28 protein-coding genes and 1 tRNA gene are annotated in these 25,652 nt (G+C 67.8%); 18 read left to right on the top strand and 11 right to left on the bottom strand.

Annotation, left to right across the window (positions count from 1 at the left end; genetic code table 11):
* Positions 1 to 29: 29 nt before the first annotated feature.
* Complete coding sequence (locus tag NL2_RS12265) at positions 30 to 2,117, bottom strand: TonB-dependent receptor (RefSeq protein ID WP_068075604.1); 2,088 nt, start codon at positions 2,115 to 2,117, stop codon at positions 30 to 32.
* 318 nt (positions 2,118 to 2,435) lie between these two features.
* On the opposite strand from NL2_RS12265, the gene NL2_RS12260 reads away from it, so the two are divergent.
* Positions 2,436 to 2,511, top strand: a tRNA-Val gene (locus NL2_RS12260).
* A 25-nt stretch (positions 2,512 to 2,536) separates the two neighbouring features.
* On the opposite strand, the gene NL2_RS12255 is transcribed toward NL2_RS12260, so the two are convergent.
* Entirely contained in the window at positions 2,537 to 3,193 is a 657-nt protein-coding gene (locus NL2_RS12255) for a TlpA family protein disulfide reductase (RefSeq protein ID WP_084356061.1), read from the bottom strand.
* Between the two features lie 40 nt (positions 3,194 to 3,233).
* On the opposite strand from NL2_RS12255, the gene argH reads away from it, so the two are divergent.
* The 4 genes from argH to NL2_RS12235 all read left to right on the top strand — a co-directional run bounded on the left by argH (position 3,234) and on the right by NL2_RS12235 (position 7,037).
* The gene (argH, locus tag NL2_RS12250) at positions 3,234 to 4,622 is read left to right on the top strand and encodes an argininosuccinate lyase (RefSeq protein ID WP_068075771.1); all 1,389 of its coding nucleotides are present in this window, start codon (positions 3,234 to 3,236) and stop codon (positions 4,620 to 4,622) included.
* Complete coding sequence (locus tag NL2_RS12245) at positions 4,619 to 4,915, top strand: hypothetical protein (RefSeq protein WP_439646898.1); 297 nt, start codon at positions 4,619 to 4,621, stop codon at positions 4,913 to 4,915. Before argH ends, NL2_RS12245 begins: the two co-directional genes overlap by 4 nt.
* Before the next feature lie 69 nt (positions 4,916 to 4,984).
* Entirely contained in the window at positions 4,985 to 6,244 is a 1,260-nt protein-coding gene (gene lysA, locus NL2_RS12240) for a diaminopimelate decarboxylase (protein ID WP_068075601.1), read from the top strand.
* A gap of 13 nt (positions 6,245 to 6,257) precedes the next feature.
* Positions 6,258 to 7,037: a precorrin-2 dehydrogenase/sirohydrochlorin ferrochelatase family protein gene (locus NL2_RS12235; RefSeq protein ID WP_068075598.1), complete on the top strand. Its 780-nt coding sequence runs from the start codon at positions 6,258 to 6,260 to the stop codon at positions 7,035 to 7,037.
* A gap of 16 nt (positions 7,038 to 7,053) precedes the next feature.
* On the opposite strand, the gene NL2_RS12230 is transcribed toward NL2_RS12235, so the two are convergent.
* From NL2_RS12230 to pyrE, 9 genes are all read right to left on the bottom strand, one after another.
* Positions 7,054 to 7,491: a PaaI family thioesterase gene (locus tag NL2_RS12230; RefSeq protein ID WP_068075595.1), complete on the bottom strand. Its 438-nt coding sequence runs from the start codon at positions 7,489 to 7,491 to the stop codon at positions 7,054 to 7,056.
* On the bottom strand, positions 7,488 to 7,967 hold the full coding sequence (locus NL2_RS12225) for a PaaI family thioesterase (protein WP_068075592.1): 480 nt from the start codon (positions 7,965 to 7,967) through the stop codon (positions 7,488 to 7,490). Before NL2_RS12225 ends, NL2_RS12230 begins: the two co-directional genes overlap by 4 nt.
* 95 nt (positions 7,968 to 8,062) lie before the next feature.
* Entirely contained in the window at positions 8,063 to 8,581 is a 519-nt protein-coding gene (ruvX, locus tag NL2_RS12220; protein ID WP_068075765.1) for a Holliday junction resolvase RuvX, read from the bottom strand.
* Positions 8,578 to 9,729 (bottom strand): DUF3089 domain-containing protein, encoded by a 1,152-nt coding sequence (locus NL2_RS12215; RefSeq protein ID WP_068075589.1) that lies wholly within the window; start codon positions 9,727 to 9,729, stop codon positions 8,578 to 8,580. Before NL2_RS12215 ends, ruvX begins: the two co-directional genes overlap by 4 nt.
* A 4-nt stretch (positions 9,730 to 9,733) precedes the next feature.
* Entirely contained in the window at positions 9,734 to 10,834 is a 1,101-nt protein-coding gene (locus NL2_RS12210) for an AI-2E family transporter (protein WP_068075586.1), read from the bottom strand.
* A complete protein-coding gene (lepB, locus tag NL2_RS12205) occupies positions 10,831 to 11,835 on the bottom strand; it encodes a signal peptidase I (protein ID WP_084356060.1) in 1,005 nt (334 codons plus the stop codon). The genes NL2_RS12210 and lepB overlap by 4 nt, the downstream gene beginning before the upstream one ends.
* Positions 11,832 to 12,233: a holo-ACP synthase gene (gene acpS / locus NL2_RS12200; RefSeq protein WP_068075583.1), complete on the bottom strand. Its 402-nt coding sequence runs from the start codon at positions 12,231 to 12,233 to the stop codon at positions 11,832 to 11,834. The genes lepB and acpS overlap by 4 nt, the downstream gene beginning before the upstream one ends.
* A 148-nt stretch (positions 12,234 to 12,381) precedes the next feature.
* A complete protein-coding gene (locus NL2_RS12195) occupies positions 12,382 to 13,155 on the bottom strand; it encodes a pyridoxine 5'-phosphate synthase (RefSeq protein ID WP_068075580.1) in 774 nt (257 codons plus the stop codon).
* Positions 13,155 to 13,739 carry an orotate phosphoribosyltransferase gene (gene pyrE, locus NL2_RS12190; RefSeq protein ID WP_068075577.1) on the bottom strand — a complete coding sequence of 195 codons (585 nt, stop codon included), beginning with the start codon at positions 13,737 to 13,739 and terminating at the stop codon, positions 13,155 to 13,157. The genes NL2_RS12195 and pyrE overlap by 1 nt, the downstream gene beginning before the upstream one ends.
* A gap of 375 nt (positions 13,740 to 14,114) precedes the next feature.
* Between pyrE and coxB the strand changes: the two genes are divergently transcribed.
* The 13 genes from coxB (at position 14,115) to moaA (ending at position 25,649) form a co-directional block, all read left to right on the top strand.
* Positions 14,115 to 15,275, top strand: a complete 1,161-nt coding sequence (gene coxB, locus NL2_RS12185) for a cytochrome c oxidase subunit II (RefSeq protein WP_068075761.1) — start codon at positions 14,115 to 14,117, stop codon at positions 15,273 to 15,275.
* 36 nt (positions 15,276 to 15,311) lie between these two features.
* Entirely contained in the window at positions 15,312 to 17,003 is a 1,692-nt protein-coding gene (ctaD, locus tag NL2_RS12180) for a cytochrome c oxidase subunit I (RefSeq protein ID WP_068075574.1), read from the top strand.
* A gap of 79 nt (positions 17,004 to 17,082) precedes the next feature.
* A complete protein-coding gene (locus tag NL2_RS12175) occupies positions 17,083 to 17,997 on the top strand; it encodes a heme o synthase (protein ID WP_068075571.1) in 915 nt (304 codons plus the stop codon).
* Positions 17,994 to 18,176: a cytochrome c oxidase system small membrane protein gene (locus tag NL2_RS12170; RefSeq protein ID WP_068075568.1), complete on the top strand. Its 183-nt coding sequence runs from the start codon at positions 17,994 to 17,996 to the stop codon at positions 18,174 to 18,176. Before NL2_RS12175 ends, NL2_RS12170 begins: the two co-directional genes overlap by 4 nt.
* Position 18,177: 1 nt before the next feature.
* Positions 18,178 to 18,783 carry a cytochrome c oxidase assembly protein gene (locus NL2_RS12165; protein WP_068075564.1) on the top strand — a complete coding sequence of 202 codons (606 nt, stop codon included), beginning with the start codon at positions 18,178 to 18,180 and terminating at the stop codon, positions 18,781 to 18,783.
* Between the two features lie 67 nt (positions 18,784 to 18,850).
* Positions 18,851 to 19,672, top strand: a complete 822-nt coding sequence (locus NL2_RS12160; protein WP_068075561.1) for a cytochrome c oxidase subunit 3 — start codon at positions 18,851 to 18,853, stop codon at positions 19,670 to 19,672.
* Positions 19,672 to 20,055 (top strand): DUF983 domain-containing protein, encoded by a 384-nt coding sequence (locus tag NL2_RS12155; RefSeq protein ID WP_068075558.1) that lies wholly within the window; start codon positions 19,672 to 19,674, stop codon positions 20,053 to 20,055. Before NL2_RS12160 ends, NL2_RS12155 begins: the two co-directional genes overlap by 1 nt.
* 176 nt (positions 20,056 to 20,231) lie before the next feature.
* Complete coding sequence (locus tag NL2_RS12150) at positions 20,232 to 20,825, top strand: SURF1 family cytochrome oxidase biogenesis protein (RefSeq protein ID WP_369405448.1); 594 nt, start codon at positions 20,232 to 20,234, stop codon at positions 20,823 to 20,825.
* Positions 20,826 to 21,024: 199 nt separating this feature from the next.
* Positions 21,025 to 22,443 carry a threonine synthase gene (gene thrC / locus NL2_RS12145; RefSeq protein WP_068075555.1) on the top strand — a complete coding sequence of 473 codons (1,419 nt, stop codon included), beginning with the start codon at positions 21,025 to 21,027 and terminating at the stop codon, positions 22,441 to 22,443.
* Between the two features lie 4 nt (positions 22,444 to 22,447).
* A complete protein-coding gene (locus tag NL2_RS12140) occupies positions 22,448 to 23,341 on the top strand; it encodes a class I SAM-dependent methyltransferase (RefSeq protein WP_068075552.1) in 894 nt (297 codons plus the stop codon).
* Positions 23,342 to 23,441: 100 nt separating this feature from the next.
* Positions 23,442 to 23,816 (top strand): dihydroneopterin aldolase, encoded by a 375-nt coding sequence (locus NL2_RS12135; RefSeq protein ID WP_068075549.1) that lies wholly within the window; start codon positions 23,442 to 23,444, stop codon positions 23,814 to 23,816.
* A 13-nt stretch (positions 23,817 to 23,829) separates the two neighbouring features.
* On the top strand, positions 23,830 to 24,615 hold the full coding sequence (locus NL2_RS12130; protein WP_068075546.1) for an SDR family NAD(P)-dependent oxidoreductase: 786 nt from the start codon (positions 23,830 to 23,832) through the stop codon (positions 24,613 to 24,615).
* Positions 24,615 to 25,649, top strand: coding sequence for a GTP 3',8-cyclase MoaA (gene moaA, locus NL2_RS12125; RefSeq protein WP_068075543.1), 1,035 nt, complete (start codon positions 24,615 to 24,617; stop codon positions 25,647 to 25,649). The genes NL2_RS12130 and moaA overlap by 1 nt, the downstream gene beginning before the upstream one ends.
* Positions 25,650 to 25,652: the final 3 nt, after the last annotated feature.

Genomic DNA, 25,652 nt, shown 5'->3' with positions numbered 1-25,652 from the left:
CCGAGGCACCCACGCCGCATTGAGCGGGTTCAAAACCCTTGTTCGATGCCGACGAACAACCCGCGTCGCGGCCCCCATCCCACCGGTCCCGCGACCAGCCCGGTGCCGTCGCGCAGACGGTAGCGGGCATCGAACAGGTTGATGACATCGACGCGAACGTCGAATGGGTGTCCGTCAAAGTTTGCAGCGCGCCAGACTGCGCTGAGATTGGCCTGTGCGTAGGCGGGCAGATTGCTTCCATCCGGGATGCCGCCCGGGGCGGTTCGCGGAAGGCCGCTGCCGATCAGGACGTCGCCGGCCAAGCGAAACCGATCCCAGCGATAGCCCAGCCCACCCGATGCCGTGACGGTCTGCGCGCCGGTGGTCGCCACGGCATGATCGGTTGCGTATGCCACGACGTCAGGCGCGAAGTAGGCCTGGTTCGACCCGATCTGCCGTCCTCGCGCTTGTCCCACCGCGATATTGGCCCATGCGGCAAGTCCGCCTGCGGCGTACGTTGCGGTCACCTCGATCCCGCGAACGCGGCCGGTGGCGTAATTGAAGGTGAGGGTGCGGTACGATCCCGCCAGCTGCACTTCTTCGAGCAGGTTGGTCGCAGCGCGCCAGTAGGCATCGATGCCCAAGGTCAGGTCGCCCAGCTTCTGTTGCGCCCCGATGTCGTAGTAATCGTCGGTTTCCGCCTTGAGCCCGTCGCTGTGCCGGCCGGGCAGGCGGGCGGTGGTGGCGATCAGGTCGGCCCCGTCGCTGCTGCCGTTCTCGATCGGCGCGGGCAGGAAGTAGCGGGCATAGCCGAGATGGATCGTGGTGGACGAACCGGGGCGCCATACGGCGCTGGCGCGTGGGCTGAATGCCGTGGCATCGCCCCCATCCGCAACGTGATCGACCCGCGCACCCCAGTTGAGTGTCACCTTGTCACCCAGCCGCCATTCGTCCTGGGCAAACAGGCTGTCGGTGCGGCGGCGGGTGCGATCGCTGTCCTTGAACGCGAGCAGGGTCGTCGATGTCGGGCGTCCCGAGGCATCCACCGGGTAGGCCAGCGTCGTCGCACTGCCCTTGTTCAGCGCGGAGGCAACGACCACGCCGCCGCGCAGCGTATGGGCCTCGACCGGTTCGTACGAGACTTCGGCCTGGAAGCCGAAACTGTCGGCGGTCTCGCGAGACGCGCGACCGTAGCCGAAATATCCGACATCTCCGCCATCGCTGGTATCGAGCACGAGGAGCGAGGAGCGGACGAAGCCTGCCAGTTGCAGCGTGAACCGGTCGGTCGTGTGCAGCAGGCTGAGCACGGCAAACCGGTTGGCGTTGCGGGTCAGCGCGCCCAACGGCGGCGTCGTGCCTGCATTGCCGCGCGGATCGGGGATCTGGAACCGCTCATCCGACGCCGACACGATCAGCGATACCCGGTCCTGCGATCCGATGACGCGGTCGAGAAACAGCAGTCCTTCACCCTGGACCGTACGATCGTGGCGCCGGTTCGCGCTGCCATCGGTGCTGGCGATGCCGGCGTTGCCGCGCTGATACTGGCCCGAGGCGAAATAGTTGAGCGTGCCGGCCGATCCGCCATATTCGAACGCGGGCTGGATCGTGGCGTGGCTGCCACCGTACAGTTCGGCCTGCCCGCCGGCCAGATACACGCCATCCTTGGTCTTGATGTTGACCACCCCGCCGGCCTGCAGCCCGTACTGGGCCGGCAACGCGCCGGTGACGAGCTCGACCCTGGAGGCCAGCCTGGCGCTCAGGGTGTCGCCGGGGTCGGTCAGGCCATCGGGCAGGATGACGTTGTTGATGCGATATTGCAGCGAGCCCTGCGATTGTCGCAGCCGCAGTTGCCCCGAAGCGTCCTGGGTGACGCCGGGCGCCTGCAGCAGGATCTGGCTGATCGTTACCGTCTCCCCGCTCGGCCGACCCTCCACGGTATCGTTGCTCAGCGCATAGACCGAAGCCCCCATGGCCGAGCTGACATTTTCGAGCGCGGCATCCAGCCGGCGCGCCGTGACGGTCACCTCGGTAACGGGACGCCCCGGGCCATCATCGCCATCCGCGTCCTGTTGGGCCAGCGCCGGTGCGGGCAGGGTCGCCGCCGCAGCAGCAACAGCAAGGAGGATCGAGGTGCGCATGGTTGCTTTCGCCGGGGTCTGAGAATGTGGAAATCGTGGCCCAGGCCGACGATGGCTTAGGCGCCATGCGAGCGATGGTCTAATGCGGCGCTGCTGAACCGGACGACATTGCCGGCAAACTCCAGTCCATCGGCGTCCAGTCCATCGGCGTCCATCCCATCGGCGTCCGTCCCATCGCGCCGGGCGGCCCGACGCGCTTCGTTTGGGCCGCCCATCGCCCTCCGGTCGGCCACGGCAACAACCGGGCGGCGTCTATTGCCACCCCCAGACGGTTGACCTTGCCGCGAAACCCAAGCAATAGCGCCGCATCCTGGCGTGGGGCGGTTAGCTCAGTTGGTAGAGCATCTCGTTTACACCGAGAGGGTCGGGGGTTCGAGCCCCTCACCGCCCACCATGGCCAAGGCGCTTCGGCAACCTCGTTATTTCGCCGCCAGCACATCGGCCAGCATGGCGTCGGTGCGCGGGCCCGACCAGTCGTGCGCGCCGACCATGCGCCACACTTCGCGCCCTTGTGCATCGTAGAGCACCGTCGTCGGCAGCAGCCCGGTGTTGTAGTGGAAGCCGAGGTCGTTCTTGGCGTCCATCCACGGTTCGAGATGCGCGAAGCTGTGCGTGGCGAAGAACGGCTTCACCTTGTCCGCCCCTTGCATGTCCTGCGATACGGTGACCACGCGCAGTGTGCCCTCGTGCGCGGCGGCCAGCTTGTCGAGCATGGGCATTTCCAGCACGCACGGCCCGCACCATGTTGCCCACAAGTTGACCAGCACCGGCTTGCCCTTGAGATCGGGCAGGCGCAGCGTCTTGCCTGCCGGGTCTTCCACGGTGAAATCGGGCATCTGCGATCCGCGGCTGGCGATGTCGAGCGTGCCGTTGAACGCGTCCCCGCCGCCTTGCGCCGCGTCCGGGCCGCCGACCGTTTCGCCGGCGCTGGCGCCTGCCACGCCGCCAGCCGCACTTTTGCTGCCCGGTTGCGCCGCGCCGGGGCTTTGCCTATCGCACCCGCCAAGCGCGATCACCGCGCAAAGCGCCACCACGGTGCTGACGGAGACCAGGGACTTGGCGGATCGCGAAATCATGAACGGCGAAGGCACTAACGGCAAGGCGGGCTCCAATCAGATGTGGGGCGGCCGCTTCGCTGCGGGGCCATCGGCAATCATGCGCGAGATAAACGCCTCGATTCCGTTCGACAAGGCTCTGTGGCGGCAGGACATCGCCGCGTCCAAGGCGCATGTCGCGATGCTGGCCAGGCAGGCCATCGTCAGCGGGGAGGACGCCGCCGCGATCGCGGCCGGGCTCGATACCATCGCCGCCGAATACGCAGCCGACGGCGTGCCCGAGGACTGGGACCTCGAAGACATCCACATGACCACCGAAAGCCGGCTGGCCATGCTGATCGGCCCGGCGGCGGGGCGGCTGCACACCGCGCGCAGCCGCAACGATCAGGTCGCGACCGACTTCCGCCTGTGGGTGCGCGAGGCGTGCGAGCAGGTCGATGCCGGGCTCGCCGCGCTGCAGGTCGCGCTGGTGACGCGGGCGGGCGAGCACGCCGACTCCATCATGCCCGGTTTCACCCACCTGCAGACCGCGCAGCCGGTGACGCTGGGGCATCACCTGATGGCCTATTACGAGATGGCGCGGCGCGACCGGTCGCGCTTTGCCGATGCGCGGACGCGGATGAACCAGTGCCCGCTGGGCGCCGCTGCGCTGGCGGGAACGGGCTTTCCCATCGACCGGGCGATGACCGCGACGGCGCTCGGCTTCGACGGCCCGACCGCCAACAGCCTCGATTCAGTATCCGACCGCGATTTCGCCATCGATTATCTGATGGCCGCCGCGCAGTGTTCGCTGCACCTGTCGCGGCTGGCGGAGGAGTTCATCATCTGGGCCAGCCAGCCGTTCGGTTTCGTCACGCTGCCCGACAGCCTGTCGACTGGCAGCTCGATCATGCCGCAGAAGAAGAACCCCGACGCGGCCGAACTGGTGCGTGGCCATTCGGGGCGGATCGCCGGCTGTCTGGTGTCGCTGATGATGACGATGAAGGGCCTGCCGCTCGCCTATTCCAAGGACATGCAGGACGACAAGCCGCCGGTGTTCGAGGCAGCCAGCCTGCTCGGCCTGTCGATCGCGGCGATGACCGGGATGGTGGCCGAGGCGACGTTCCGCACGTTGCGGATGCGCGCGGCGGCCGAGCTGGGCTATGCCACCGCGACCGATCTGGCCGACTGGCTGGTGCGCCAGGCGGGCATCCCGTTCCGCGAAGCGCACCACATCACCGGCGCGGCGGTGAAGCTGGCGGAAAGCCGCGGCGTGGCGCTCGATGCGCTGCCGCTGGCCGATCTCACGGCGATCGACGCGCGGATCGACGAGCGGGTCTATGCCGCGCTGTCGGTCGAGGCATCGGTCGCGGCGCGCGCCAGCCATGGCGGAACCGCGCCGGTCGAGGTAAGGAAGCGCGTGGCCGAGGCGCGCGTGGCGCTGGGGTTGAACGAAGGACCGCCCGCTTGATCCGTTTCCGCACGAGATTGCCGGTGAAGGCCGCGTTGCCCGCAAAGGCTGCGATGGTTGTTGTCGCCGCGCTGGCGCTGGCCGCCTGCGGCAACCGCCACGAACTGCAACCGGGCGCCGGGAAGCAGCTTCCGGTTGCGCCATTCGGTCGCGAGGACCGGCCGACGGCGGACCAGCTGCTGGCCCAGCCGATCCAGACGTCGCCCGAACGCAGCGTGGAACTGCGAAAACGGTCCGAGGAACGGGCGGACGATCCATTCGACCTGCCGCCCGAGGACAAACCTTCTTCGTAAGCCTTCTTCCGGGGCCTTCCTGACGCGTTGTTTCCAGACGCGAATCCCCATTCCGACGCGAGTTTCCCGATGGACCATTTCGAACTCCACCACGGCGTGCTCCACGCCGAACACGTGCCCCTGACCGTGATCGCCGATGCCGTCGGCACCCCGGTCTATGTCTATTCGCGCGCCACCCTGACCCGCCACGCCCGCGTGTTCCGCGATGCGCTGGCGATCCTGCCACAGGTGCGGATCGCCTATGCGATCAAGGCCAATCCCAATCTGGCGGTGCTCAAAGTGCTCGCGGCCGAAGGCTACGGCGCCGACGTCGTCTCGGGCGGAGAGATGGAGCGCGCGCTGGCCGCCGGGATGGACCCGGACAGCGTGGTGTTTTCGGGCGTGGGCAAGACCGCCGCCGAAATGCGCCGCGCGATCGAGGCCGGTATCGGGCAGTTCAACATCGAGAGCGAGGAAGAGGGCGTCGAGCTGGCCGCCGTCGCTGCCGCGATGGGCCAGACCGCCACCGCCGTGCTGCGCGTCAATCCCGATGTCGATGCCGGCACCCACGGCAAGATCTCCACCGGCAAGGCCGAGAACAAGTTCGGCGTGCCGTTCGATCGCGCGGCGGATATCTACATGCGGCTGGCGGCAACGCCCGGCATCGCGATGCGCGGGCTGGCGCTGCACATCGGCAGCCAGCTGGCGAGCCTGGCCCCGCTCGAGGCCGCGTTCACCAAGATCGGCGGGCTGATGCGCGCCATTCGCGGCGCGGGCCACACGGTGACGCACATGGACCTGGGGGGCGGCATCGGCGTGCCCTACAAGGCGGGCGACGAGTATCCCAGCCCGGCCGACTATGCGGCGATGGTCGCGCGCGTCACCGCAGGCTGGGACGCGGTGCTGATGTTCGAGCCGGGGCGGGTGATCGCGGGCAACACCGGCGTGCTGCTGACCCGCGTGATCCGCGTGAAGCAGGGCGCGGCCAACCCGTTCGTGGTGGTCGATGCGGCGATGAACGATCTGGCGCGGCCCGCGCTTTACGATGCGTGGCACGATTTCGTTGCGGTGAGCCCGTCGGGCGAGCGGATGCTGGGCAACATCGTCGGCCCGATCTGCGAATCGAGCGACACGTTCGCGATGGGGCGCGAGATCGACCGCGTGGTGGCGGGCGATCTCGCGGTGTTCCGCACCGCCGGCGCCTATGGCGCGACGATGGCCAGCACGTACAACAGCCGCGCGCTGGTGCCCGAAGTGATGGTCGACGGCGCGCGCTGGGCCGTGGTCGCCGACCGGATCGAGCCGGCGACGATCCTGGCGGCGGAACGCGTGCCCGAATGGCTCGATTGAGGACACGGAGCCGATGCTGAGCCTGCCCCTGTTCCACCGGATCGCAGGCCAGCCGGTGATCGTGCTGGGCGAGGGTGAGGCGGCGGCGGCCAAGCGACGGCTGGTGACGCGCGCGGGCGGCGAGATCGTCACCGACATCCAGCAAGGCGTCGATCGCGGCGCGCGGCTGGCGTTTGTGGCGCACGACAATCCGCAGGCGGTGGAGGGCGACGTGATCCGGCTGCGCTGCGCCGGGTTGCTGGTCAATGCCACCGACCGGCCCGAGCTGTGCGATTTCACCGTGCCCTCGCTGGTCGATCGCGCGCCGGTGCTGATCGCGGTGGGCACTGGCGGCGCGTCTGCCGGGCTGGCCAAGGCGGTACGGCTACGGCTGGAGCGGCTGCTGCCGCAAGGGCTGGGCGCACTGGCCGATGCGCTCCACGCCGCGCGGGCGGGGTTGAGGGCACGGTTCCCCGAAGCATCCGACCGTCGGCGCGCGCTCGATGCGGCGCTCGAAGACGGCGGGCCGCTCGATGTGCTGCGCGCCGATGCGGCCGGGCAGGTGGCAGGCTGGCTTGACGGCGCGCACAGCCAGCATGTCGCGCCGGTGGAGATCACGCTGCGCAGCGACGACCCCGACGACCTGACGCTGCGCGAGGCGCGGCTGCTGGGGCAGGCCGATGCGCTGGTCCACGATGCGGGAATTCCGCCTGCGATCCTGACGCGCGCGCGCGCCGATGCCGTGCGGATTCCCGCGGGCGGTGCGGTTCCGGGCGAGGGGCTGGTGGTGATCCTGCGGCATTCGGGTAACTGACGCCGCCGGTCTCAGGTCAAGCCTGATCCTTGGGGGACAGCAGGAAGTTCATCCAGCAGCTCGCGATCGGTTTTTCGCGGTTGTCCTGCCAGGCTTCGGCGCTGACATTGGCGACGCGGCGCCCGGCGCGGGTCACCCGGCCGATCGCGTAAGTGCGCTGCACGGTGCCGCCGCGCATGTATTCCAGGCTGATGTTGACCGGCTTCAATTTCAGCAGCCCGCCGTCGCGGCGCAGTTCAGCCTGCAGCGCGGCGATCGCCGCCATCTCGAGCAGGCCGCCGATCGCGCCGCCGTGGAGGAACCCGGGGCGGCCCCGGATGCGGTTGTCGAAATCGACCATCAGCATCGGTATGCCGTGTTCGATGCGATCGACCGCGATGCCCAGTGCGCGCGCATACGGCGGCAGCTGCGCGGTGATGTCCGCAGGATCGACGGGCGAGGCGGGATCGCTCATGCGCCGTCGGCGCCGAGCAGCATGAACACGCCGGTGGCATGCGCCACCGGATCGGCGGGGTCGCCGTCATGCGCGATGCCGCGCACGAAGCCGACGCTGCGTTTCAGCTGGTAGCATTCGCCGCGCGCGACGATCGCCTTGCCGGGAATCGCGGCGCGGACATAATCGATCCGCAAGTCCAGCGTGACTTGCGGCATGAACGCGCCGCGCCGGATCCACACCGCCAGCGAGGTGGCGTTATCGAGCAGGCTGATGATCGGGCCCGAGGCGAGCACGCCGGTTTCGGCCATGCCGACCAGATCCTCGCGCCAGTCGAGCCCCAGCTCGATCCAGTCCGGCCCGTGCGCTTCGTAGCGCATGCCGAGGAAACCGCCGTGCCCGTAACTGCTGAGGATGGCCGCGGCCTTGACCGGATCGAAACCCGAATCCTGCGCCCACGGCGAACGGGCAGGAGGCGGGGGTGGGGGATTGTCCATCGCGTGCGGTGTTGCCGGGGCTGCGCGGCGCTGACAACGGTTTATTGCGACAGCCGGCGCGATTGCGGCGTTGCCGTAACGTCAGCGCGAAGCATCTAGAACGCGTTGCCTGCCAGCGCGTCGATCGCGCCCTGCAGAATCAGCGCGGCGGCCGCCGAATCGATGCGCACCGCGCGCTTGGCGCGGCTGAAGTCCTGTTCGATCAGCGATCGTTCGGCAGCTTGCGTGGTCCAGCGTTCGTCCCACAGCAGGATCGGCAGGCCCAGGTCGGCCAGGTTGCGCGCCATCGCGCGAGCCGCCTGGCTGCGCGGGCTTTCGCTGCTGTCCATGTTAAGCGGCAGGCCCACCACCAGCCCGGCGACCGATCGTTCGGCGATCAGCGCGCGCAGCACGGCCTTGTCTGCGGTGAACTTGCCGCGCACCACGGTCTTGCCCGCGCCGGCAAAGCGCCACCCGGCATCGCACAGCGCCGTGCCGATGGTCTTGGTCCCGGTGTCGAGCCCGAGCAGCACGCCGCCGCCCGGCAGAGCGGCGCGGAAGTCGGCGGCGCTGGTGGTGATGACCGCGCGGGCAAGCGCGGCGGGCGGCTGGCCGGATGCCTGCGGATCGTTCATCGCGCCGGACCGTGGCCCGCCCACCAAGCGGCCTCGCGCTGCGTGACATCGACCCGCAGGTTGGCCCAGAACAGCGGGATGTCGTACAAGTGGAAATTGTTGCCCGGCAGCACATAGGGCCCCATCGCCGGGGGCGGGCCGATCAGCAGCAGGCCTTGCGGATCGCAATGCGCCGGGACCATGCCGGGCACGATGCTGGCACCCTCCAGCAGGTTTCTGTCCGCCGATTTTGCGTCTCCCGGCACCAGCGAGCCGAGGTTGGCGGACGCCGGGGCGGGGCGGGCGTTCCCGCCGGTCAGCGGGTTGGTGCACACCACCGCGCCCGTGCCCTTGCGCTGACCATCGAGCCCGGCCGAAGCGGCATAGACATCGAGCAACTGGCTGGGCGCGGCGGGCTCGGCAAAGCTGATCCAGCTGGCCAGGCAGCCCGCCTGCGTCGGCGCGGTGCACGCGGGCAGGCCGGTGGCGGGCAGGTCGTGCGCCAGCGATATCGGCCAGCCGATCGCATAGACCGCGATGATCCGCCGCGCGATCGGCTTGCCGGCAACCCGGTCCTTCAGCAGGTGCAGCAGGTGCAGCGAGCCCTGACTGTGCCCCGCCAGCACGATCGGCGCATCGACCGGCGCCTGCGCGACAAACGCGTCGAACGCGCTGAGCACGTCGCGGTAGGCCAGATCGACCGCTGCGCGGGCGGCGGGCGCATCGGTCAGGAAGCTGCCGATCGCGGCCTGGCGATACGTCGGCGCCCAGACTTGCGCGGCGCGGTTGAACGGGCTTGCCATGCCGCTGACGAACAGGCCGGCGCGGTTCCGCGCGGTGGCATCGTCGAGTGGCTCGTTCCAGTGATCGCGGGCGATGTAGCTGGTCGGATGGATGAAGAACACGACCGCGCGCGAGGCCGGCAGGCCCGCCGGGTCGTGCCAGCCCGGCGGCAGCCAGCGCGCCGGATCGGTGGCATTGCGCGGGTGCGACAGCCACATCGCCGGGTTGTCGTATGCCGAGGAGGCCAGCCGTTGCTGTGGTTCGAAATCACCCTTGGGCACGAACGCGAAACGCGTCAGCTGGTCCGGGAACAGCTGCAGCGCAGCCATCGAACCAATCACCAGCACGATCAGGATCGCGACGAGGTAGAGGAACTTGCGCGCCATGCCGCTATCCCTGTGCTTCCGCTATCGTCGCGGCGTTGCGTTCGGACCGGCGTTCGAGCGCGATCTTGAGCATCGCAACGATCGGATCGGCCAGCGCCAGCCCGAGGATGCCGAACAATACGCCCATGATCAACTGTGCGCCCAGCACCAGCGCGGGTGCCAGGTCCACGGTCTTGCGCGCGACCATCGGCACGATGATGTTGCCGTCCACCGTCTGCACCACGAGATAGACGACGATGCAGAATATCCCCATGCTGGTCCCGCCCGAAAAGCCGACCAGGATCATCAAGGTGCCCGAAATCGGTGCGCCGATATTGGGCAGGAACGCCAGCAGACCGGTCAGCAGGCCCAGCAGCGCGGCCATCGGCACACCCCAGAAGCTGAGCAGCAGGCCGGTGACCAGCCCTTCCGACGCCATGCCCAACAGCCGCCCGGCGAGCAGGCGGCGCAGCGAATGGCCCATCCGCACCAGCGTCTCGTGAAAATCCTCGCGCTCGCCCACCGGCAGCATCCATGACAGGCCGCGCTGGTAGAGGCGCGGCTCGATCGCGACGTAGATGCCCAGGATCAGGATCAGCAGCACGGTCGTGACGAACCCGAACAGCCCGCCCAGCACCCTAGTCACGGGACCGACGCCGCCCAGCGCGTTTTCCAGGATCGACTTGGCATCGAACTGTTGCACATCGATCCCGTGCAACTGCGCGAAAGCCAGCACGCGCTGGAACTGCGCGGAGATCACCGCCGGGAACTGCGCGGCCTGGCTGGCGATCTGGCTGCCGGTGAAATAGATCGTCCACAACAGGAACGCCGCGGTCAGCACCAGCACGATCGCCACCCGCCACGCCCGGCCGATCTTGAGCACCCGGCCCAGCAGCCGTGCGCCGCCGTCGATCATCGCGGCGAACACCACGCCGCCGAAGATCACCAGCAACGGCTGCGCCAGCAGCACCAGCAGCGCCGCCGCCGCGATCATCGCGATCCACACGCCGGCCTTCTTGGCCTCGCGCAGCACCATGTCGTCGCTGATGTCGGACGGGCCGGCGCGGGTGGATAGCGCCGAAGGTTTGGGGCTGTCGGGCAAAGTATCGGTGTCGTCGATGGTCATGGAGCGGCCTTTTGGGTTGGGCGCGGGTTCGCGAACTGCGGGCGCAGGCTGCTCCACGCGCGTTCACCGCGCAGCGATCGCCACCAGCTCAGCGGGTTCCAGCTCTCTCCCCCGTCCAGCGAGAACGTCAGGAATTCGGCGCGACCGCCGACATCGGCCAGCGGCACCGGACCGCCCAGGCCCTTTTCCTCGACCGGCGCGCGGCTGTCGGCCGAATGGTCGCGGTTGTCACCCATCAGGAACACGTGATCCCTGGGCACCGTGATCTCGGGGTAGTGGTCCAGCGGCTGGTCGCGGTGATCGATCACGCGATAGGATGCGCCGTTGGGCAGCGTTTCGCGCAGGATCGGCAACTGGCAGAATTCCTTGCCCATCGCATCGCGATAGCGAAGCCCCGGGAACGTCTCGTCATCACACGGCTGGTTGGCATCGACCGGCAGTTCGAGCGGGGGCTCGACCGCCTGCGGCACCGGTTTGCCATTGAGGATGACTTGGCCGTTGACCACCGCCACGCGATCGCCCGGCAGGCCGATCACCCGCTTGATGTAGTCCTCGTCGCGGTCGGGCGGGACGACGATGACGATGTCGCCATAAGCCGGGGTCTTGCCCAGCAGGCGCCCGGTGCTGCGCGGCAGCAGGTGGAACGAGGCCGAAACCCACGACCAGCCATACGGATACTTGGCCACCACCAGCCGATCCCCCACCAGCAGGTTGGGCATCATCGAGATCGACGGGATGTAGAACGGCTTGGCGACCAGGCTGTGGAAGCCGATCACCGCCAGCAGCATCACGCCCAGCCCGCGCAGTTCGGCCCACCAGTCAACCGGGCCGCGGGGCTTTGCGTCAGGGATGGTACCGAGGACACCGTATTCGGTGTCCCCGCTCGCGTTCGGCGGCTGGTCAGGGACCACCGGATACGGTGTGCCCGCGACGTGCGCCGGGGATACCGTATCCGCTGTCCCCGTGGGTTCCACGCCCGCGTTCTGCACGTCGTCTGTCATATCGGCCGGGCCTCGATCACCACGAACGCCTGCGCCCAAGGATGATCGTCGGTCAGCGTCAGGTGGATCACCGCTTCATGTCCTTCGGGTGTAATCGCCGCCAGCCGCGCTGCCGCCCCTCCCGCCAGCGCCAGCGTCGGCGCGCCGGAGCGGGCGTTGACCACGCCGATGTCCTTCATGAACACCCCGGCGCGGAAACCGGTCCCGACCGCCTTGGAAAAAGCTTCCTTGGCGGCGAACCGCTTGGCCAGCGTGCCGGCCTTGGTGAACGGGCGGCGGTTGGCCTTGGCCTGCTCGACGTCGGTGAACACACGCGTCTCGAAGCGCACGCCGAAGCGGTCGAGCGACTTCTGGATACGCTCGATGTTGCAGAGGTCGGAGCCGAGGCCGATGATCATGGTGCGACCCGGGGACACCGAATACGGTGTCCCCTGACGCTGGCACGAACCTGGGGACACCATATTAGGTTTCCCCGCAATGCGCGGCGTCGGGTGGCTTGCAAGAGCACACCGAATACGGTGTCCCCGGGTTGTTCCTGCCGCTCCCTCACCGCGCATCATCCATCAGTTCGCGCATGTGGCGCACGGCGTGTTCCAGCCCGGTGAAGATCGCCTCGCCGATCAGGTAGTGGCCGATGTTGAGCTCGGCCAGTTGCGGGATGGCGGCGATCGGCTGGACGTTGTCATACGTCAGGCCGTGCCCGGCGTGGGGCTCGATCCCCTCCTTGGCGGCGAGCGCGGCCATGTCGGCGATGCGGCGCAGTTCGACTGCGACCTGCTCGCCCCCTCCTGCATCCTGGCAGGCATGGGCGTATTCGCCGGTGTGCAGTTCCACCACGGGCGCGCGCAGCATCATCGCCGCCTCGATCTGGCGCGGTTCGGGCGCGATGAATAGGCTGACGCGGATGCCCGCATCGGTCAGCCGCGCCACGATCGGGGCGAGGCGGTTGTGCTGGCCGGCGGCGTCGAGCCCGCCCTCGGTGGTGCGCTCCTCGCGCCGTTCGGGCACGATGCACGCGGCGTGGGGGCGATGGCGCAGTGCGATCGCGAGCATTTCCTCGGTCGCGGCCATTTCCAGGTTGAGCGGCAGCTTGGTGGCCGCCTGGATCCGCGCCAGGTCCTCGTCGCGGATGTGGCGGCGGTCTTCGCGCAAGTGCGCGGTGATGCCGTCGCCGCCGCACGCCGCGACGATCTGCGCCGCGCGCACCGGATCGGGATGCGCGCCGCCGCGCGCGTTGCGGATCGTGGCGACGTGGTCGATGTTGACGCCCAGTCGCAAACGGGCGGGGCTCAGCCGTCGAGGAGAACCAGCCGTAGTCATCACGCCGCCGCCCGGCTCCCGGGCTTGATGGCGGGCGTTGCCGCCAGTTCCGGCGGCAGTTCATCAGGCGCGTACGTCGGGAAGTTCAGCGCGACGAGCGGGAAGAACGGCACGCCAAGGTCAACGCTGCCGCCCGACCGATCGATCAGCGACGCCGCCGCGATCACCTCGCCGCCCGCCGCCTCGATCGCGACGATCGCCTCGCGGCTCGACAGCCCGGTGGTGACCACGTCCTCGACCATCAGCACTTTGTCGCCGGGGTTGAGCGAAAAGCCGCGCCGCAGTTCGAACGTGCCGGTCGGGCGCTCGACGAACATCGCCTCCACCCCCAGCGCGCGGCCCATCTCGTGGCCGATGATCACCCCGCCCATCGCGGGCGCCACGACTTTGGCGATCTGGCTGCGGATTTCGCGCGGGATCTTCACCGCAAGCGCGGCGGCGAGGCGCGATGCGCGCATCGGGTCCATGAGCACGCGCGCGCATTGCAGGTAGTGGGCGCTGTGGCGGCCCGAGGACAGCAGGAAGTGCCCTTCGAGAAGCGCCTGGCTGGCGCGGAACTCGGAGAGGATTTCGTCTTCCTGCATGCGATGGGGCCTTGCTTCTGCGATGCGCGCGCCGGGCGCGTGCGGGGTTTCTGCGGCGCGCGCGCAAAGCGCGTGCGGGAGTTCGTAACAGTCGCGCCGGGGCGATCGGCCCGGCGTTTGCGCAAATGGAGCGGTGCGCCTCGCACGACAAGTCTTTTCGACGCCGCCGGGCCGGGCGCCGGTACGCGCAAACCGCCTGTTTCGCGGGCGAACGGGCTGCAGCGACGCGCGACGCTGACGTCTGCCAAAAATATGCCCCAAGCCGCTTGAGACATGGGACATCCGCGCGTATAGGCCGGTCCGATCGAGGGATTTATGGGGTTGCGCGCATCCTTTGGGTTGGGGCGCAAACAGGGAAAAGCGGAACTTTCGACGATGAGTCTTGCCGATACAGCCCGTGCACTGGGCAACGTGATGGCGGCCACTGGCCGTAACCTTGGCCTCGCTGCGGCGCTGCTGATGGCGCCGCAAGCGATGGCGCAAGCGCCCGCCGCGGCTCCTGCCGCCGCTCCGGCAATGGCGACTCCGGCGGCGATCACGCCGGCGCCCGTCTCCGCCGCGCCGGCTGCCAAGGCCGACGTCGCCAAAGCCGATGCGGCCAAGCCTGCAGCCAGTGCATCCGGCGCCGACAGCACGTATGTTCCGATGAAGCCCACGCCCGGCAAGGGCATGCCGATCGCCGGGGCCTATGGCTTTCAGGACCAGTATTCGATCACCGGCCAGCAGGCGCTGTGGATGCACGATGTCATCCTGATGCCGGTCATCGTCATTATCACGCTGTTCGTGCTGCTGCTGCTGCTGGTGGTCGTCGTGCGGTTCCGCAAGGGCGCGAACCCGGTCGCCTCGAAAACCAGCCACAACACGTTCATCGAAGTGGTGTGGACGCTGATCCCGGTCCTGATCCTGGTCGCCATCGCGGTGCCGTCGATCCGGTTGCTCGCCGCGCAGTACAAGCCTGCGCCGGCCAAGGCGCTGACGATCAAGGCCACCGGCTACCAGTGGTACTGGGGCTATACCTACCCCGACAACGGCGGGTTCGAGGTGATCTCGAACATGCTCAAGGAGCAGGGCGATCCCTCGCTGAAGGCTGGCGACCGCTTCCGCACCGACGATGACGGTCCCGAGCATCTCGGCGCCGACAAGCGCATGGTCGTGCCCGCCGGCGAACCGATCCGCCTGCAGACGACCGGCGCCGACGTGATCCACTCGTTCGCCGTGCCGTCGCTGTGGTTCAAGCTCGACGCCGTGCCCGGCCGCATCAATGAAAAGGTGCTCTTCATCAAGGAGCCGGGCGTCTATTTCGGCCAGTGCTCGGAACTGTGCGGCGCGCGCCACGGCTACATGCCGATCGTGGTCGAGGCGCTGCCCCGTCCGCAGTTCGAAGCCTGGGTCCGCGCCCAGGGCGGCACCGTCGGCGCGCCTGCGGCGCCCGCCGCCGCAGCGGCTGCTCCTGCAGCGGCACCAGCTGCCGGAACTGCCCCTGCCAAGACTGCAGCGGCGCCCGCCGCTTCCCCGTCGGCGGCTCCCGCCGCCTGATCGCCCAGCAGACCACACCGACAAGGTTCGACCGACATGGCCACCACACCCGCCACCCATGAAGCGTTCCAGGCCCACGATCATGGCCATGCGCACGATCACGATCACAAGCCGGGCTTCTTTGCGCGCTGGTTCATGTCGACCAACCACAAGGACATCGGCACGCTCTACCTGATCTTCGCGGTCTGCGCGGGCGTGATCGGTGGCGCGGTTTCGGGCATGATGCGCGCCGAACTGGCGCACCCGGGTATCCAGTACCTCGGCATGTTCGCCAGCTGGCTGGGCACCGCCAACCCCACTTTCGACGAACAGCTTCACCTGTGGAACGTGCTGATCACCGCGCACGGCCTGATCATGGTATTCTTCATGGTCATGCCGGCGATGATCGGCGGCTTCGGCAACTGGTTCGTGCCGATCATGATCGGCGCGCCCGACATGGCGTTCCCGCGGATGAACAACATCTCGTTCTGGATGACCGTGGCCGGCTTCTGCAGCCTGATGTTCTCGGCCTTCGTGCCCGGCGGCACAGGCAAGGGCGCGGGCATCGGCTGGACCGCCTATGCCCCGCTGTCCACCTCGGGCTCGGTCGGCCCGGCGGTCGATTTCGCGATCTTCTCGCTCCATCTTGCGGGCGCCGCATCGATCATGGGTGCGATCAACTTCATCACCACCATCCTCAATATGCGCGCGCCGGGGATGACCTTGCACAAGATGCCGCTGTTCGTGTGGTCGGTGCTGGTCACCGCGTTCCTGCTGCTGCTGGCGCTGCCGGTGCTGGCCGCCGCGATCACCATGCTGATCACCGACCGCAACTTCGGCACGACGTTCTTCGACGCTTCGGGCGGCGGCGATCCGATCCTCTACCAGCACCTGTTCTGGTTCTTCGGCCACCCCGAAGTGTACATCATGATCCTGCCCGGGTTCGGCATGATCAGCCAGATCATCTCGACCTTCTCGAAAAAGCCGGTGTTCGGCTATCTCGGCATGGCTTACGCGATGGTCGCGATCGGCGTGGTCGGGTTCATCGTGTGGGCGCACCACATGTACACCACCGGCCTTGGCGTAAACACCAAGATGTACTTCACCGCCGCCACCATGGTCATCGCGGTGCCCACCGGCATCAAGATCTTCTCGTGGATCGCGACGATGTGGGGCGGCAGCCTCGAGTTCAAGAGCCCGATGGTCTGGGCGCTGGGCTTCATCTTCCTGTTCACGCTCGGCGGAGTCACGGGTGTCGTGCTTGCCAACGGCGGCATCGACGATAACCTGCAGGACACCTACTACGTCGTCGCGCACTTCCACTATGTGCTGTCGCTGGGTGCGGTGACCTCGCTGTTCGCGGGCTTCTACTACTGGTTCCCGAAGATGAGCGGGCGGATGCATTCCGAACTGCTCGCGCACATCCACTTCTGGATCTTCTTCATCGGTGTGAACCTGATCTTCTTCCCGATGCACTTCCTCGGCGCGCAGGGCATGCCCCGCCGCTATCCGGACTACACCCCGGCGTTCGAGCACTGGAACACGGTCGCCACCAACGGCTACATGATCATGGCGCTGAGCATGGTCGTGTTCTTCATCAACATCGGGTACGCACTGGCCGCCGGCAAGAAGGCCGGAGACAACCCCTGGGGCGAAGGCGCGACGACGCTCGAATGGACGCTGTCGAGCCCGCCGCCGTTCCACCAGTTCGAAACGCTGCCGGTGATCGACGACGCGGCGCACCATTGATCGAGGCCGCCCCTTCCCGTTGCGGGAGGGGGCGCCTTGCACAGGCCAGCCCCTCCCTTCGCCGGGAGGGGATTTTTTTATGAACGACAGCAAGCTCCTCCTCCCCACCGACTGGCGCGATTTCTTCGCGCTGACCAAGCCGCGCGTGATGAGCCTGGTGATCTTCACCGGACTGTGCGGGCTGCTGGCTGCGCCGGCGACGATCCATCCGGTGCTCGGCTTCACCGCCATCCTGTGCATCGCGATTGCCGCCGGCGGCGCCGCCGCGCTCAACCAGTGGTGGGAAGCCGACATCGATGCGGGCATGAAGCGCACCGCCGGGCGGCCGTTGCCCGCCGGGCGGATGGACCGCGAATCGGCGCGCGATTTCGGCGTGGCGCTGTCGGCCGGTGCGGTGCTGTTGATGGGGCTGGCGGTGAACTGGCTCTCCGCCGCGATTCTGGCGCTGTCGGTGGTTTACTACGCCTGGTTCTATACCGTGTGGCTGAAGCCGCGCACGCCGCAGAACATCGTGATCGGCGGCGGCGCCGGGGCGTTTCCGCCGATGATCGGGTGGATCGCCGCAACCGGGCACATCAGCCTGATGCCGGTGCTGCTGTTCCTGATCATCTTCATGTGGACCCCGCCGCACTTCTGGGCGCTCGCGCTGTTCGTGCAGACCGATTACGCCAAAGTCGGCATCCCGATGCTGCCGGTGGTGGCAGGCGAGCGCACCACGCGCCGGCACATCCTGGCCTATGCCGCGCTGCTGCTGCCGCTGACGCTGGTGCCGTGGGCGATCGGCGGGGCGGGGCGGATTTACGGCGTGGCCGCGCTTTTGCTCGGCATCGCGTTCCTTGCGCTTGCCACGCAAGTCGGCTTGCGGCAGAGCGGCGAGGACGATCCGATGCGGCCGGAAAAACGGCTGTTCGGGTTTTCGATCCTCTATCTGTTCGTGCTGTTCGCGGCGCTCGTCGCGGATCACTGGGCGAGCATTGAAGGCTGGCAGCCATGACCGCACCGCAATTTCCCCAACCCGACCCGTCGCCGCTGAACCGCGACCAGACCGAACAGCTGCGCGCGCGCCAGCGCAGCCGCAACCGGGCGCTGGGGCTGCTGCTGACCGCGCTGGTGGTGCTGTTCTTCGCCATCACCATCGTCAAGATCGGCGCACATTCAGGCGCGGCGGGCTGAGATGGCAACCCGCCCACCTGCTACAATCGGCCAGCGCAACCGCAAGGTCGGGCTGATTTTTGCTGGCATCGCCGCCGCGATGCTCGGCCTTGGTTACGCCTCGGTGCCGCTCTACCGCCTGTTCTGCCAGGCGACCGGTTACGAAGGCACGCCGCGCCGCGCCAGCGAGCTGGAAGCGCGCGCGGTGAAAAGCGCGGGCACGAGCATCTCGATCCGTTTCGACGCCAACGTCAACGGCGGCATGCCGTGGGATTTCCGGCCCGAGCAGACCACGCAGACCGAAACCATCGGCGAACGCAAGATGGCGTTCTTCTACGCGCACAACAAATCGGCCCGGCCGATCACCGGCCGCGCCAGCTACAACATCGAGCCCGAGCAGGCGGCCAAGTATTTCAACAAGATCCAGTGCTTCTGCTTCACCGAGCAGCGCCTTCTGCCCGGGCAGGAAGTGAAGATGCCGGTGATCTATTTCGTCGATCCGGCGATCCTGAAGGATGCCGAAGCCAAAGACCTGCCGCAGATCACGCTGAGCTACACGTTCAACGAAGTGCGCGATGCGGAAGCTCCGCTTGTAAAGCCACTGGACCGCGCCGTTAGCCAGCGATAAAGGCTTCTGCAACGCGCCGGACGTCACGCCCGGGGCTCGTGCCAACCGCTGGGGGAATACAACGATCATGGCCGGCGCCAAGAACCACGACTACCACATCCTGCCGCCCGACATCATGCCGCTGGTCGGCTCGATCTCGGCGCTGACCACCACCACCGGCGGCGTGCTGTCGATGCACGGCATGGCCGGTGGCAAGATCGTGCTGATGCTGGGTTTCCTCGGCATCCTGTTCACGATGTACACCTGGTGGAGCAAGGTCGTGACCGAGGCGAAAGCCGGCGATCATACCCCGGTGGTGCAGCTGCACCTGCGCTACGGCATGATCCTGTTCATCGCGTCCGAAGTGATGTTCTTCGTCGGCTGGTTCTGGGGCTTCTTCGACTTCTCGCTGTTCCCGTCGAAGCTGGTCGACGTGGTCGGGGGCCAGTGGCCGCCCAAGGCGATCGAAGCGGTGATGGATCCGTTCGACCTGCCGCTGCTCAACACGCTGATCCTGCTGTGTTCGGGCACCACGGTGACCTGGGCACACCACTGCCTGATCCACGGCGATCGCGACGGGCTGAAGAAGGGTCTGTGGGCCACGATCATCCTGGGCCTGCTGTTCACCTCGATCCAGGGCTACGAATACATCCACGCGCCGTTCCCGTTCGGCCAGAACACCTATGGTTCGGCGTTCTACATGGCGACCGGGTTCCATGGCTTCCACGTGATCATCGGCACGATCTTCCTGATCGTGTGCCTCAAGCGCACCTACAACGGCGATTTCACGCCGCGCCAGCACTTCGGTTTCGAAGCGGCCGCGTGGTACTGGCACTTCGTCGACGTGGTGTGGCTGTTCCTGTTCATCGCGATCTACGTGTGGGGTGGCTGGGGTTACCCGGTCCACTGATGACCGATCCACAATCCGATTCGAAAGGGCAGCCGGGACTCGTTCCGGCTGCCCTTTTCGGTTGCTGCCCCCGCTGCGGCGCGCGCACGCTGTTCGATGGCGTGGCCAAGTTCGCGCCAAAGTGCCGCGCCTGCGGGCTGGATTTCACGCAGTTCAACGTGGGTGACGGGCCGGCCGCATTCCTCACTCTGATCGTCGGCGCGCTGGTGACGATCGCCGCGCTGACGGTCGAACTGAAGTTCTCGCCGCCGTTCTGGGTGCACATCGTGCTGTGGGTGCCGATCACTGCGGCGGCGGTCATCGGCTCGCTGCGCGTGGCCAAGGCCGCGCTGCTGATCGCCGAATACCGGCGCAACGCGGGTGAAGGGCAAGAGAAGAAGTGAAGCGGGTCACTCGCCGGTAACTCCGTCCATGCTGAGCTTGTCGAAGCATTGCCCTTCTTGAGGGTGCGCGCGGACTGCTCGAAGATAAGGACGGTCCTTCGACAAGCTCAGGACCGACGGGTATGGGGGATGTGGTCGGGCTTTGATGGCAGCGGCGCAAAAAGGCTCTTGCGAATATGATCAGGCGCATCCCCATCCTTCCCACGCTGATCGTCGCGCTGGCCGTGGGCATCATGATCTGGCTGGGCGTGTGGCAATTGCACCGCCTGCAGTGGAAAGAGGCGCTGCTAGCGCGCTATACTCAGGCGCAGGCGTCCAGCGCCGAAGTGGCCTGGCCGCGCGATCCCGCCGACGTTACCGGCGCGCTGTTCCATCACAGCCGCTTCACGTGCGTCGAAGTTCTGGGCCGCACCGCGATTTCGGGCCGCAACCGCAAGGCCGAACCCGGCTGGGCGCAGACCGCGCGCTGCCGCGTGATCGACGATAGCGGCGGCGGCGGGGGTGAGGCATTGGTCGTGCTGGGCTGGTCGCGCGATCCGGGCGAGGCGGCGTGGGCGGGCGGCGAAGTGCGCGGCGTGATCGCCTCGGCCGGTGGCAACAGCGCGCGGCTGATCGCCGATCCGCCGGTCGCGGGGCTGCAGGCCAGCGCCACGCCCGACCCGCGCGACATCCCCAACAACCACCTCGCTTACGCCGTGCAATGGTTCCTGTTCGCCGCCACCGCCACGATCATCTACGCGATTGCGGTGCGCAAGCGGCTCAAACCCTAACCTACTTCCGTTCGTGTCGAGCGAAGTCGAGATACTGTGCGCGGCGGTGCAGGTGTCTCGACTTCGCTCGACACGAACGGGGGAGGGGCTCGACACGAACCGGAGCGTGGGGCGGGGGAGGGGAAAGTTTGGGGCTTGAAGTTGTCGACCTACGCCAAGGGTTTTCATTCCGCCCACTCCCCGCTAACCGCAGTTCCCCATGAAGTATGTCAGCACGCGCGGGAGCGCCCCTTCGCTCGATTTCGAGGGCGTGACCCTTGCCGGCCTCGCGGACGATGGCGGGCTGTACGTGCCCGTTGCCTGGCCGCAATTCAGCTCGGCAGAGATCGCCGCGATGGCCGGGCTGCCCTACGCGCAACTCGCCGCGCGGGTGATGGCACCGTTCGTGGGCGACAGCCTGACGCCCGACCGCCTGCTCGCGCTGTGCGAGGAAGCCTATGGCCGGTTCGCGCACACTGCGGTGACCCCGCTGGTCCAGCTCGACCAGACGCAGTGGCTCCTCGAACTGTTTCACGGGCCGACGCTGGCGTTCAAGGACGTCGCGCTGCAACTGCTCGGCCTGCTGTTCGAGGAATTCCTCGGGCGTGGTTCCACCAGCGGTGATCGCCACCTGACCATCGTCGGCGCAACATCGGGCGACACCGGCTCCGCCGCGATCGACGCGGTGGCGGGCCGCGCCAACATCGACATCTTCATGCTGCACCCCCACGGCCGGGTGTCCGACGTGCAGCGTCGGCAGATGACCACGGTGCTCGCCCCCAATGTCCACAACATTGCGATCGACGGCAGCTTCGACGATGCCCAGGCGATGGTGAAGCGCATGTTTGGCGACCCGGAGATGACCGGACGGTTTGCGATCAGCGCGGTCAATTCGATCAACTGGGCGCGGTTGATGGCGCAAGTGGTCTATTACTTCGCCGCCGCGCTGCAGCTGGGCGCGCCGCACCGCAAGGTGGCATTCAGCGTGCCGACGGGCAACTTCGGCGATGTGTTCGCCGGCTATGTCGCGCACGCGATGGGCCTGCCGATCGAGCGGCTGATCGTGGCCACGAACATCAACGACATCCTCCACCGCGCGCTGTCGGCGGGCGACTATTCGGCCGGCACGGTCACGCCCACCGCCGCGCCTTCGATGGACATCCAGGTGTCCTCAAACTTCGAGCGGCTGCTGTTCGATGCCGGTGGCCGCGATGGCGCGGCGATGGCGGCGCAGATGGCCGGGTTCGAGACGACCAAGGCGATGCGGCTGACCAATGCGCAGCGCGAAAACGCCGCGCGGCTGTTCACCAGCGCGCGTGCCGATCCCGGCGACATGGCGCAGGCGATGCGCTGGGCGTACGAGGCGGCGGGGCAGGTGATCGATCCGCACACCGCCATCGGCCTCCACGCCGCGCGCAGCGCGAAAGGGCTGGAGCAGGGCGTGCCGGTGGTGACGCTGGCCACCGCGCATCCCGCCAAGTTCAGCGACGCGGTCGAACGCGCGACCGGGGTGCGTCCGCCGCTGCCGACGCGGATGGGCGACCTGTTCGAACGCGAGGAGCGCTGCACGCACCTGCCGGGCGACTACGACACTATCGCCGCGTGGATCGCCCAACGCGCGACGCCGAAAAGCGCCTGACCCCATGGCGACGCTCGATCTCGCGCCCAAAGTGCTGGTCGGCGAGGGCTGGGACGACTTCGCGCTGATCGACAGCGGGCACGGGCGCAAGTTCGAACGCTATGGCCCCTATCGCTTCATCCGCCCCGAACCGCAGGCGCTGTGGACCCCGCGCCTGGCCGAGTGGGATGCCGACGGCGAGTTCGTGCCCGGATCGGACGAGGACGGTGGCGGTCGCTGGGTGTTCAACAGCCCGGTGCCGCGTGATGGCTGGGAGCTTTCGCGCGGGGATGTGCGCTTCAACGCGCAATGCACCCCGTTCCGCCACCTGGGGTTCTTCCCCGACATGGCCCCGGTGTGGGACTGGCTGGGCGAGCGGTTGGCCGGGCGCACCGACGCCGCCACCCTCAACCTGTTCGGCTATACCGGCGTCGGCACGCTGGCGCTCAGCGCATACGGGCCGGTCATCCACGTCGATGCCTCGAAGAAGTCGGTGGCGCAGGCGCGCGTCAACGCGCAGCTTTCGGGGATGGAGCAGCGGCCGGTGCGCTGGATCGTGGACGATGCTGCCAAGTTCGCCGCGCGCGAAGGGCGGCGGCAGCGGCGCTATGACGGGATCATCCTTGATCCGCCCAAGTTCGGGCGCGGGCCCGAAGGCGAAGTCTGGCGGCTGGAGGATCACCTGCCGGGGCTGGTCGCCGATTGCCGCGCGCTGCTTGATGCCGACAGCCGGTTCCTGTTCCTCACCGTCTATGCCGTGCGGATGTCGTCGCTGGCCATCGCCGGGCTGCTGGCCGAATGCTTTGCCGACATCGGCGGCACGATCGAACACGGCGACCTGGCGATCCGCGAACAGGACACCGACGCCGGAGCCGGGCGCCTGTTGCCCACCGCGATTTTCGCGCGGTGGCGCACCTGATGCAACGTTGGCGTTGCGAGCACGATGGACTTGTCCCCGCGTCGGTGCCAAGGGCGCGCCGGTTCCAGCGGAAAGCCGGTTCCATTCGGAAAGGACGTGCGTGGCCGACAGTCTGATCCTCGAGGTCGCGAATATCGAAACCGACGTGCTCACCGGGATCTATTCCGAGGAAACCGGCCGGCCGCAGCCGCTGCGCATCTCGATCCGGGCCGGCTTGACGCCGCAGGACCGCTACACGGCGGATTCGCCGCTCTCGCTGAGCAAGAACTACATGGACCTCAAGTTCGCCGCGAGCGAAGGCCTGCCGCGCGGCGTGCATTTCAAGCTGATCGAATCGGTCGCCGACCACATCTGCGAAACGCTGTTCCTGCAGGATGCGCGGGTGCGCAGCGTGACGGTCAAGATCGTCAAGCTGGCGATCAGCGAGCGCGGCGAGGACATCGGCATCACGCTGACGCGCGAGCGCCGCGATTGAGCGCTGGTCGGCCTTGAGCGCGCCGCGCCCCCTAGCGCTAATCACCGGCGGCTGGCGGCGGCTTGGCGCGGCGATTGCCCGGCGGCTGGCGAGTGATGGCTGGGATCTGGCGCTGCACGCGCACCACGCCGAATCGTTCGATACCGCGTTTGCGGACGAACTTCGCAGTGCCGGGGCGGTGGTGTTCGCGGTGGCGGGCGACTTGCGCGATGCGCCGTGTGCCGCCGGGTTGGTCGGGCAGGTTGGCGCCATGGCCGGGCGCGTGCCGGTGCTGCTCGTCAACTGCGCCTCGATCTTCCATGACGACACCATCGCCACCTTGAGCCTTGCAGCGCTGGACGAGCATTTCCGCACCAACCTGTTTGCCCCGCTGGTGCTGACCCGCGCGTTTGCGGACGCGCTCGGCACTGATGCTCTGGACAGGGACGGACCACGGGGCAGCGTGGTCCATATCCTCGACCAGCGCGTGATCAACCCCGTGCCCGATCAGCTGAGCTACGGCCTGTCGAAGCAGGCGCTCCACGCCTCGGTGCGCACGCTGGCGCGCGCTTTGGCGCCGCGCGTGCGGGTCAACGGCGTGGCGCCGGGGCTGATCCTGCCGACCGATGACTATGACGAAGCGCAATGGCGGCGCCTTGCCGGGATCATGCCGCTGCAGCATTTGCCCGCCGATCGGGACATCGCCGATGCGGTCGCGTTTCTCTCCACCGCGCAATCGGTGACCGGGCAGACGATATTCGTCGATGCCGGCGCGAATCTGGAAGCCTATCCGCGCGATTTCGTATATCTCGAACGGTGATGACCGTGCCCGCCACCGTTTCAGGCTCGCAGCCGCTGATTGATCGCTTTGCTCGCGCGATCAGCTACTTGCGCCTGTCGGTGACCGATCGCTGTGATCTGCGCTGTGCCTACTGCATGCCCGAGCGGATGGAGTTCCTGCCGCGCGCCGAAGTGCTGACGCTGGAAGAAATGCACCGCATGGCGCTGGCGTTCATCGCGCGCGGGGTGACCAAGCTGCGGCTGACCGGCGGCGAACCGCTGGTGCGGCGCGACATGATCGAGCTGGTGCGCGCGCTCGGCCGCAAGCTGGGTGACGGCCTGTCCGAGCTGACGATGACCACCAACGGCACGCGGCTGGCCGAATTCGCCGCGCCGCTCGCCGATGCGGGAATGCGGCGGATCAACATCTCGCTCGATACCCGCGATCCCGCGCTGTTCGCCCGGCTGGCGCGGCGCGATTGCCTGAGCCAAGTGCTGGCAGGGATCGCTGCGGCCAAGGCGGCGGGCCTCAGGGTCAAGATCAACACCGTCGCGCTGAAGGGCCTGAACGAAGCTGAAATCCCCGCGCTGATCGAATGGGCGCACGGCGAGGGCCATGACCTCACGCTGATCGAGGTCATGCCGCTGGGCGAGGTCGAGGGCGACCGGTTCGATCACTACCTGCCGCTCGACGCGGTGCGCCGCGATCTGGAAGCGCGCTGGACGCTGTCGGCCGGTACGGTGCGCGGGGCCGCGCGCAATGCGGGGCCGGCTCGCTATGTCGATATTGCCGAAACCGGCGGGCGGCTGGGGCTGATCACCCCGCTCACCGGCAACTTCTGCGAAGGCTGCAACCGCGTGCGGGTGACCGCGACCGGCCAGCTGTTCATGTGCCTGGGCGGCGAGGGCCAGGTCGATCTGCGCGCCGCGTTGCGCTCGGACGAGCCCGATGCCGCGCTGGATGCCGCATTTGCCCGCGCGATGGGCGAAAAGCCCGAACGCCACGCGTTTGCGATCGACCGGCCGGGCGCGGCGCCCGCGCTGGCGCGCCACATGTCCACCACCGGCGGCTGACTT

The organism is Novosphingobium lentum NBRC 107847, assembly GCF_001590965.1.
Lineage (GTDB): Bacteria > Pseudomonadota > Alphaproteobacteria > Sphingomonadales > Sphingomonadaceae > Novosphingobium > Novosphingobium lentum.
Note: the sequence above shows the minus strand (reverse complement) of the source record. Positions and strands in the feature narration are given on the sequence as shown.

Bases quoted from the DNA above. Each gene is read 5' to 3' on its own strand.
- NL2_RS12265 (WP_068075604.1), bottom strand. From the start codon at position 2,117: ATGCGCACCTCGATCCTCCTTGCTGTTGCTGCTGCGGCGGCGACCCTG.
- NL2_RS12255 (WP_084356061.1), bottom strand. From the start codon at position 3,193: ATGATTTCGCGATCCGCCAAGTCCCTGGTCTCCGTCAGCACCGTGGTG.
- argH (WP_068075771.1), top strand. From the start codon at position 3,234: ATGTGGGGCGGCCGCTTCGCTGCGGGGCCATCGGCAATCATGCGCGAG.
- lysA (WP_068075601.1), top strand. From the start codon at position 4,985: ATGGACCATTTCGAACTCCACCACGGCGTGCTCCACGCCGAACACGTG.
- NL2_RS12235 (WP_068075598.1), top strand. From the start codon at position 6,258: ATGCTGAGCCTGCCCCTGTTCCACCGGATCGCAGGCCAGCCGGTGATC.
- NL2_RS12230 (WP_068075595.1), bottom strand. From the start codon at position 7,491: ATGAGCGATCCCGCCTCGCCCGTCGATCCTGCGGACATCACCGCGCAG.
- NL2_RS12225 (WP_068075592.1), bottom strand. From the start codon at position 7,967: ATGGACAATCCCCCACCCCCGCCTCCTGCCCGTTCGCCGTGGGCGCAG.
- ruvX (WP_068075765.1), bottom strand. From the start codon at position 8,581: ATGAACGATCCGCAGGCATCCGGCCAGCCGCCCGCCGCGCTTGCCCGC.
- NL2_RS12215 (WP_068075589.1), bottom strand. From the start codon at position 9,729: ATGGCGCGCAAGTTCCTCTACCTCGTCGCGATCCTGATCGTGCTGGTG.
- NL2_RS12210 (WP_068075586.1), bottom strand. From the start codon at position 10,834: ATGACCATCGACGACACCGATACTTTGCCCGACAGCCCCAAACCTTCG.
- lepB (WP_084356060.1), bottom strand. From the start codon at position 11,835: ATGACAGACGACGTGCAGAACGCGGGCGTGGAACCCACGGGGACAGCG.
- acpS (WP_068075583.1), bottom strand. From the start codon at position 12,233: ATGATCATCGGCCTCGGCTCCGACCTCTGCAACATCGAGCGTATCCAG.
- NL2_RS12195 (WP_068075580.1), bottom strand. From the start codon at position 13,155: ATGACTACGGCTGGTTCTCCTCGACGGCTGAGCCCCGCCCGTTTGCGA.
- pyrE (WP_068075577.1), bottom strand. From the start codon at position 13,739: ATGCAGGAAGACGAAATCCTCTCCGAGTTCCGCGCCAGCCAGGCGCTT.
- coxB (WP_068075761.1), top strand. From the start codon at position 14,115: ATGAGTCTTGCCGATACAGCCCGTGCACTGGGCAACGTGATGGCGGCC.
- ctaD (WP_068075574.1), top strand. From the start codon at position 15,312: ATGGCCACCACACCCGCCACCCATGAAGCGTTCCAGGCCCACGATCAT.
- NL2_RS12175 (WP_068075571.1), top strand. From the start codon at position 17,083: ATGAACGACAGCAAGCTCCTCCTCCCCACCGACTGGCGCGATTTCTTC.
- NL2_RS12170 (WP_068075568.1), top strand. From the start codon at position 17,994: ATGACCGCACCGCAATTTCCCCAACCCGACCCGTCGCCGCTGAACCGC.
- NL2_RS12165 (WP_068075564.1), top strand. From the start codon at position 18,178: ATGGCAACCCGCCCACCTGCTACAATCGGCCAGCGCAACCGCAAGGTC.
- NL2_RS12160 (WP_068075561.1), top strand. From the start codon at position 18,851: ATGGCCGGCGCCAAGAACCACGACTACCACATCCTGCCGCCCGACATC.
- NL2_RS12155 (WP_068075558.1), top strand. From the start codon at position 19,672: ATGACCGATCCACAATCCGATTCGAAAGGGCAGCCGGGACTCGTTCCG.
- NL2_RS12150 (WP_369405448.1), top strand. From the start codon at position 20,232: ATGATCAGGCGCATCCCCATCCTTCCCACGCTGATCGTCGCGCTGGCC.
- thrC (WP_068075555.1), top strand. From the start codon at position 21,025: ATGAAGTATGTCAGCACGCGCGGGAGCGCCCCTTCGCTCGATTTCGAG.
- NL2_RS12140 (WP_068075552.1), top strand. From the start codon at position 22,448: ATGGCGACGCTCGATCTCGCGCCCAAAGTGCTGGTCGGCGAGGGCTGG.
- moaA (WP_068075543.1), top strand. From the start codon at position 24,615: ATGACCGTGCCCGCCACCGTTTCAGGCTCGCAGCCGCTGATTGATCGC.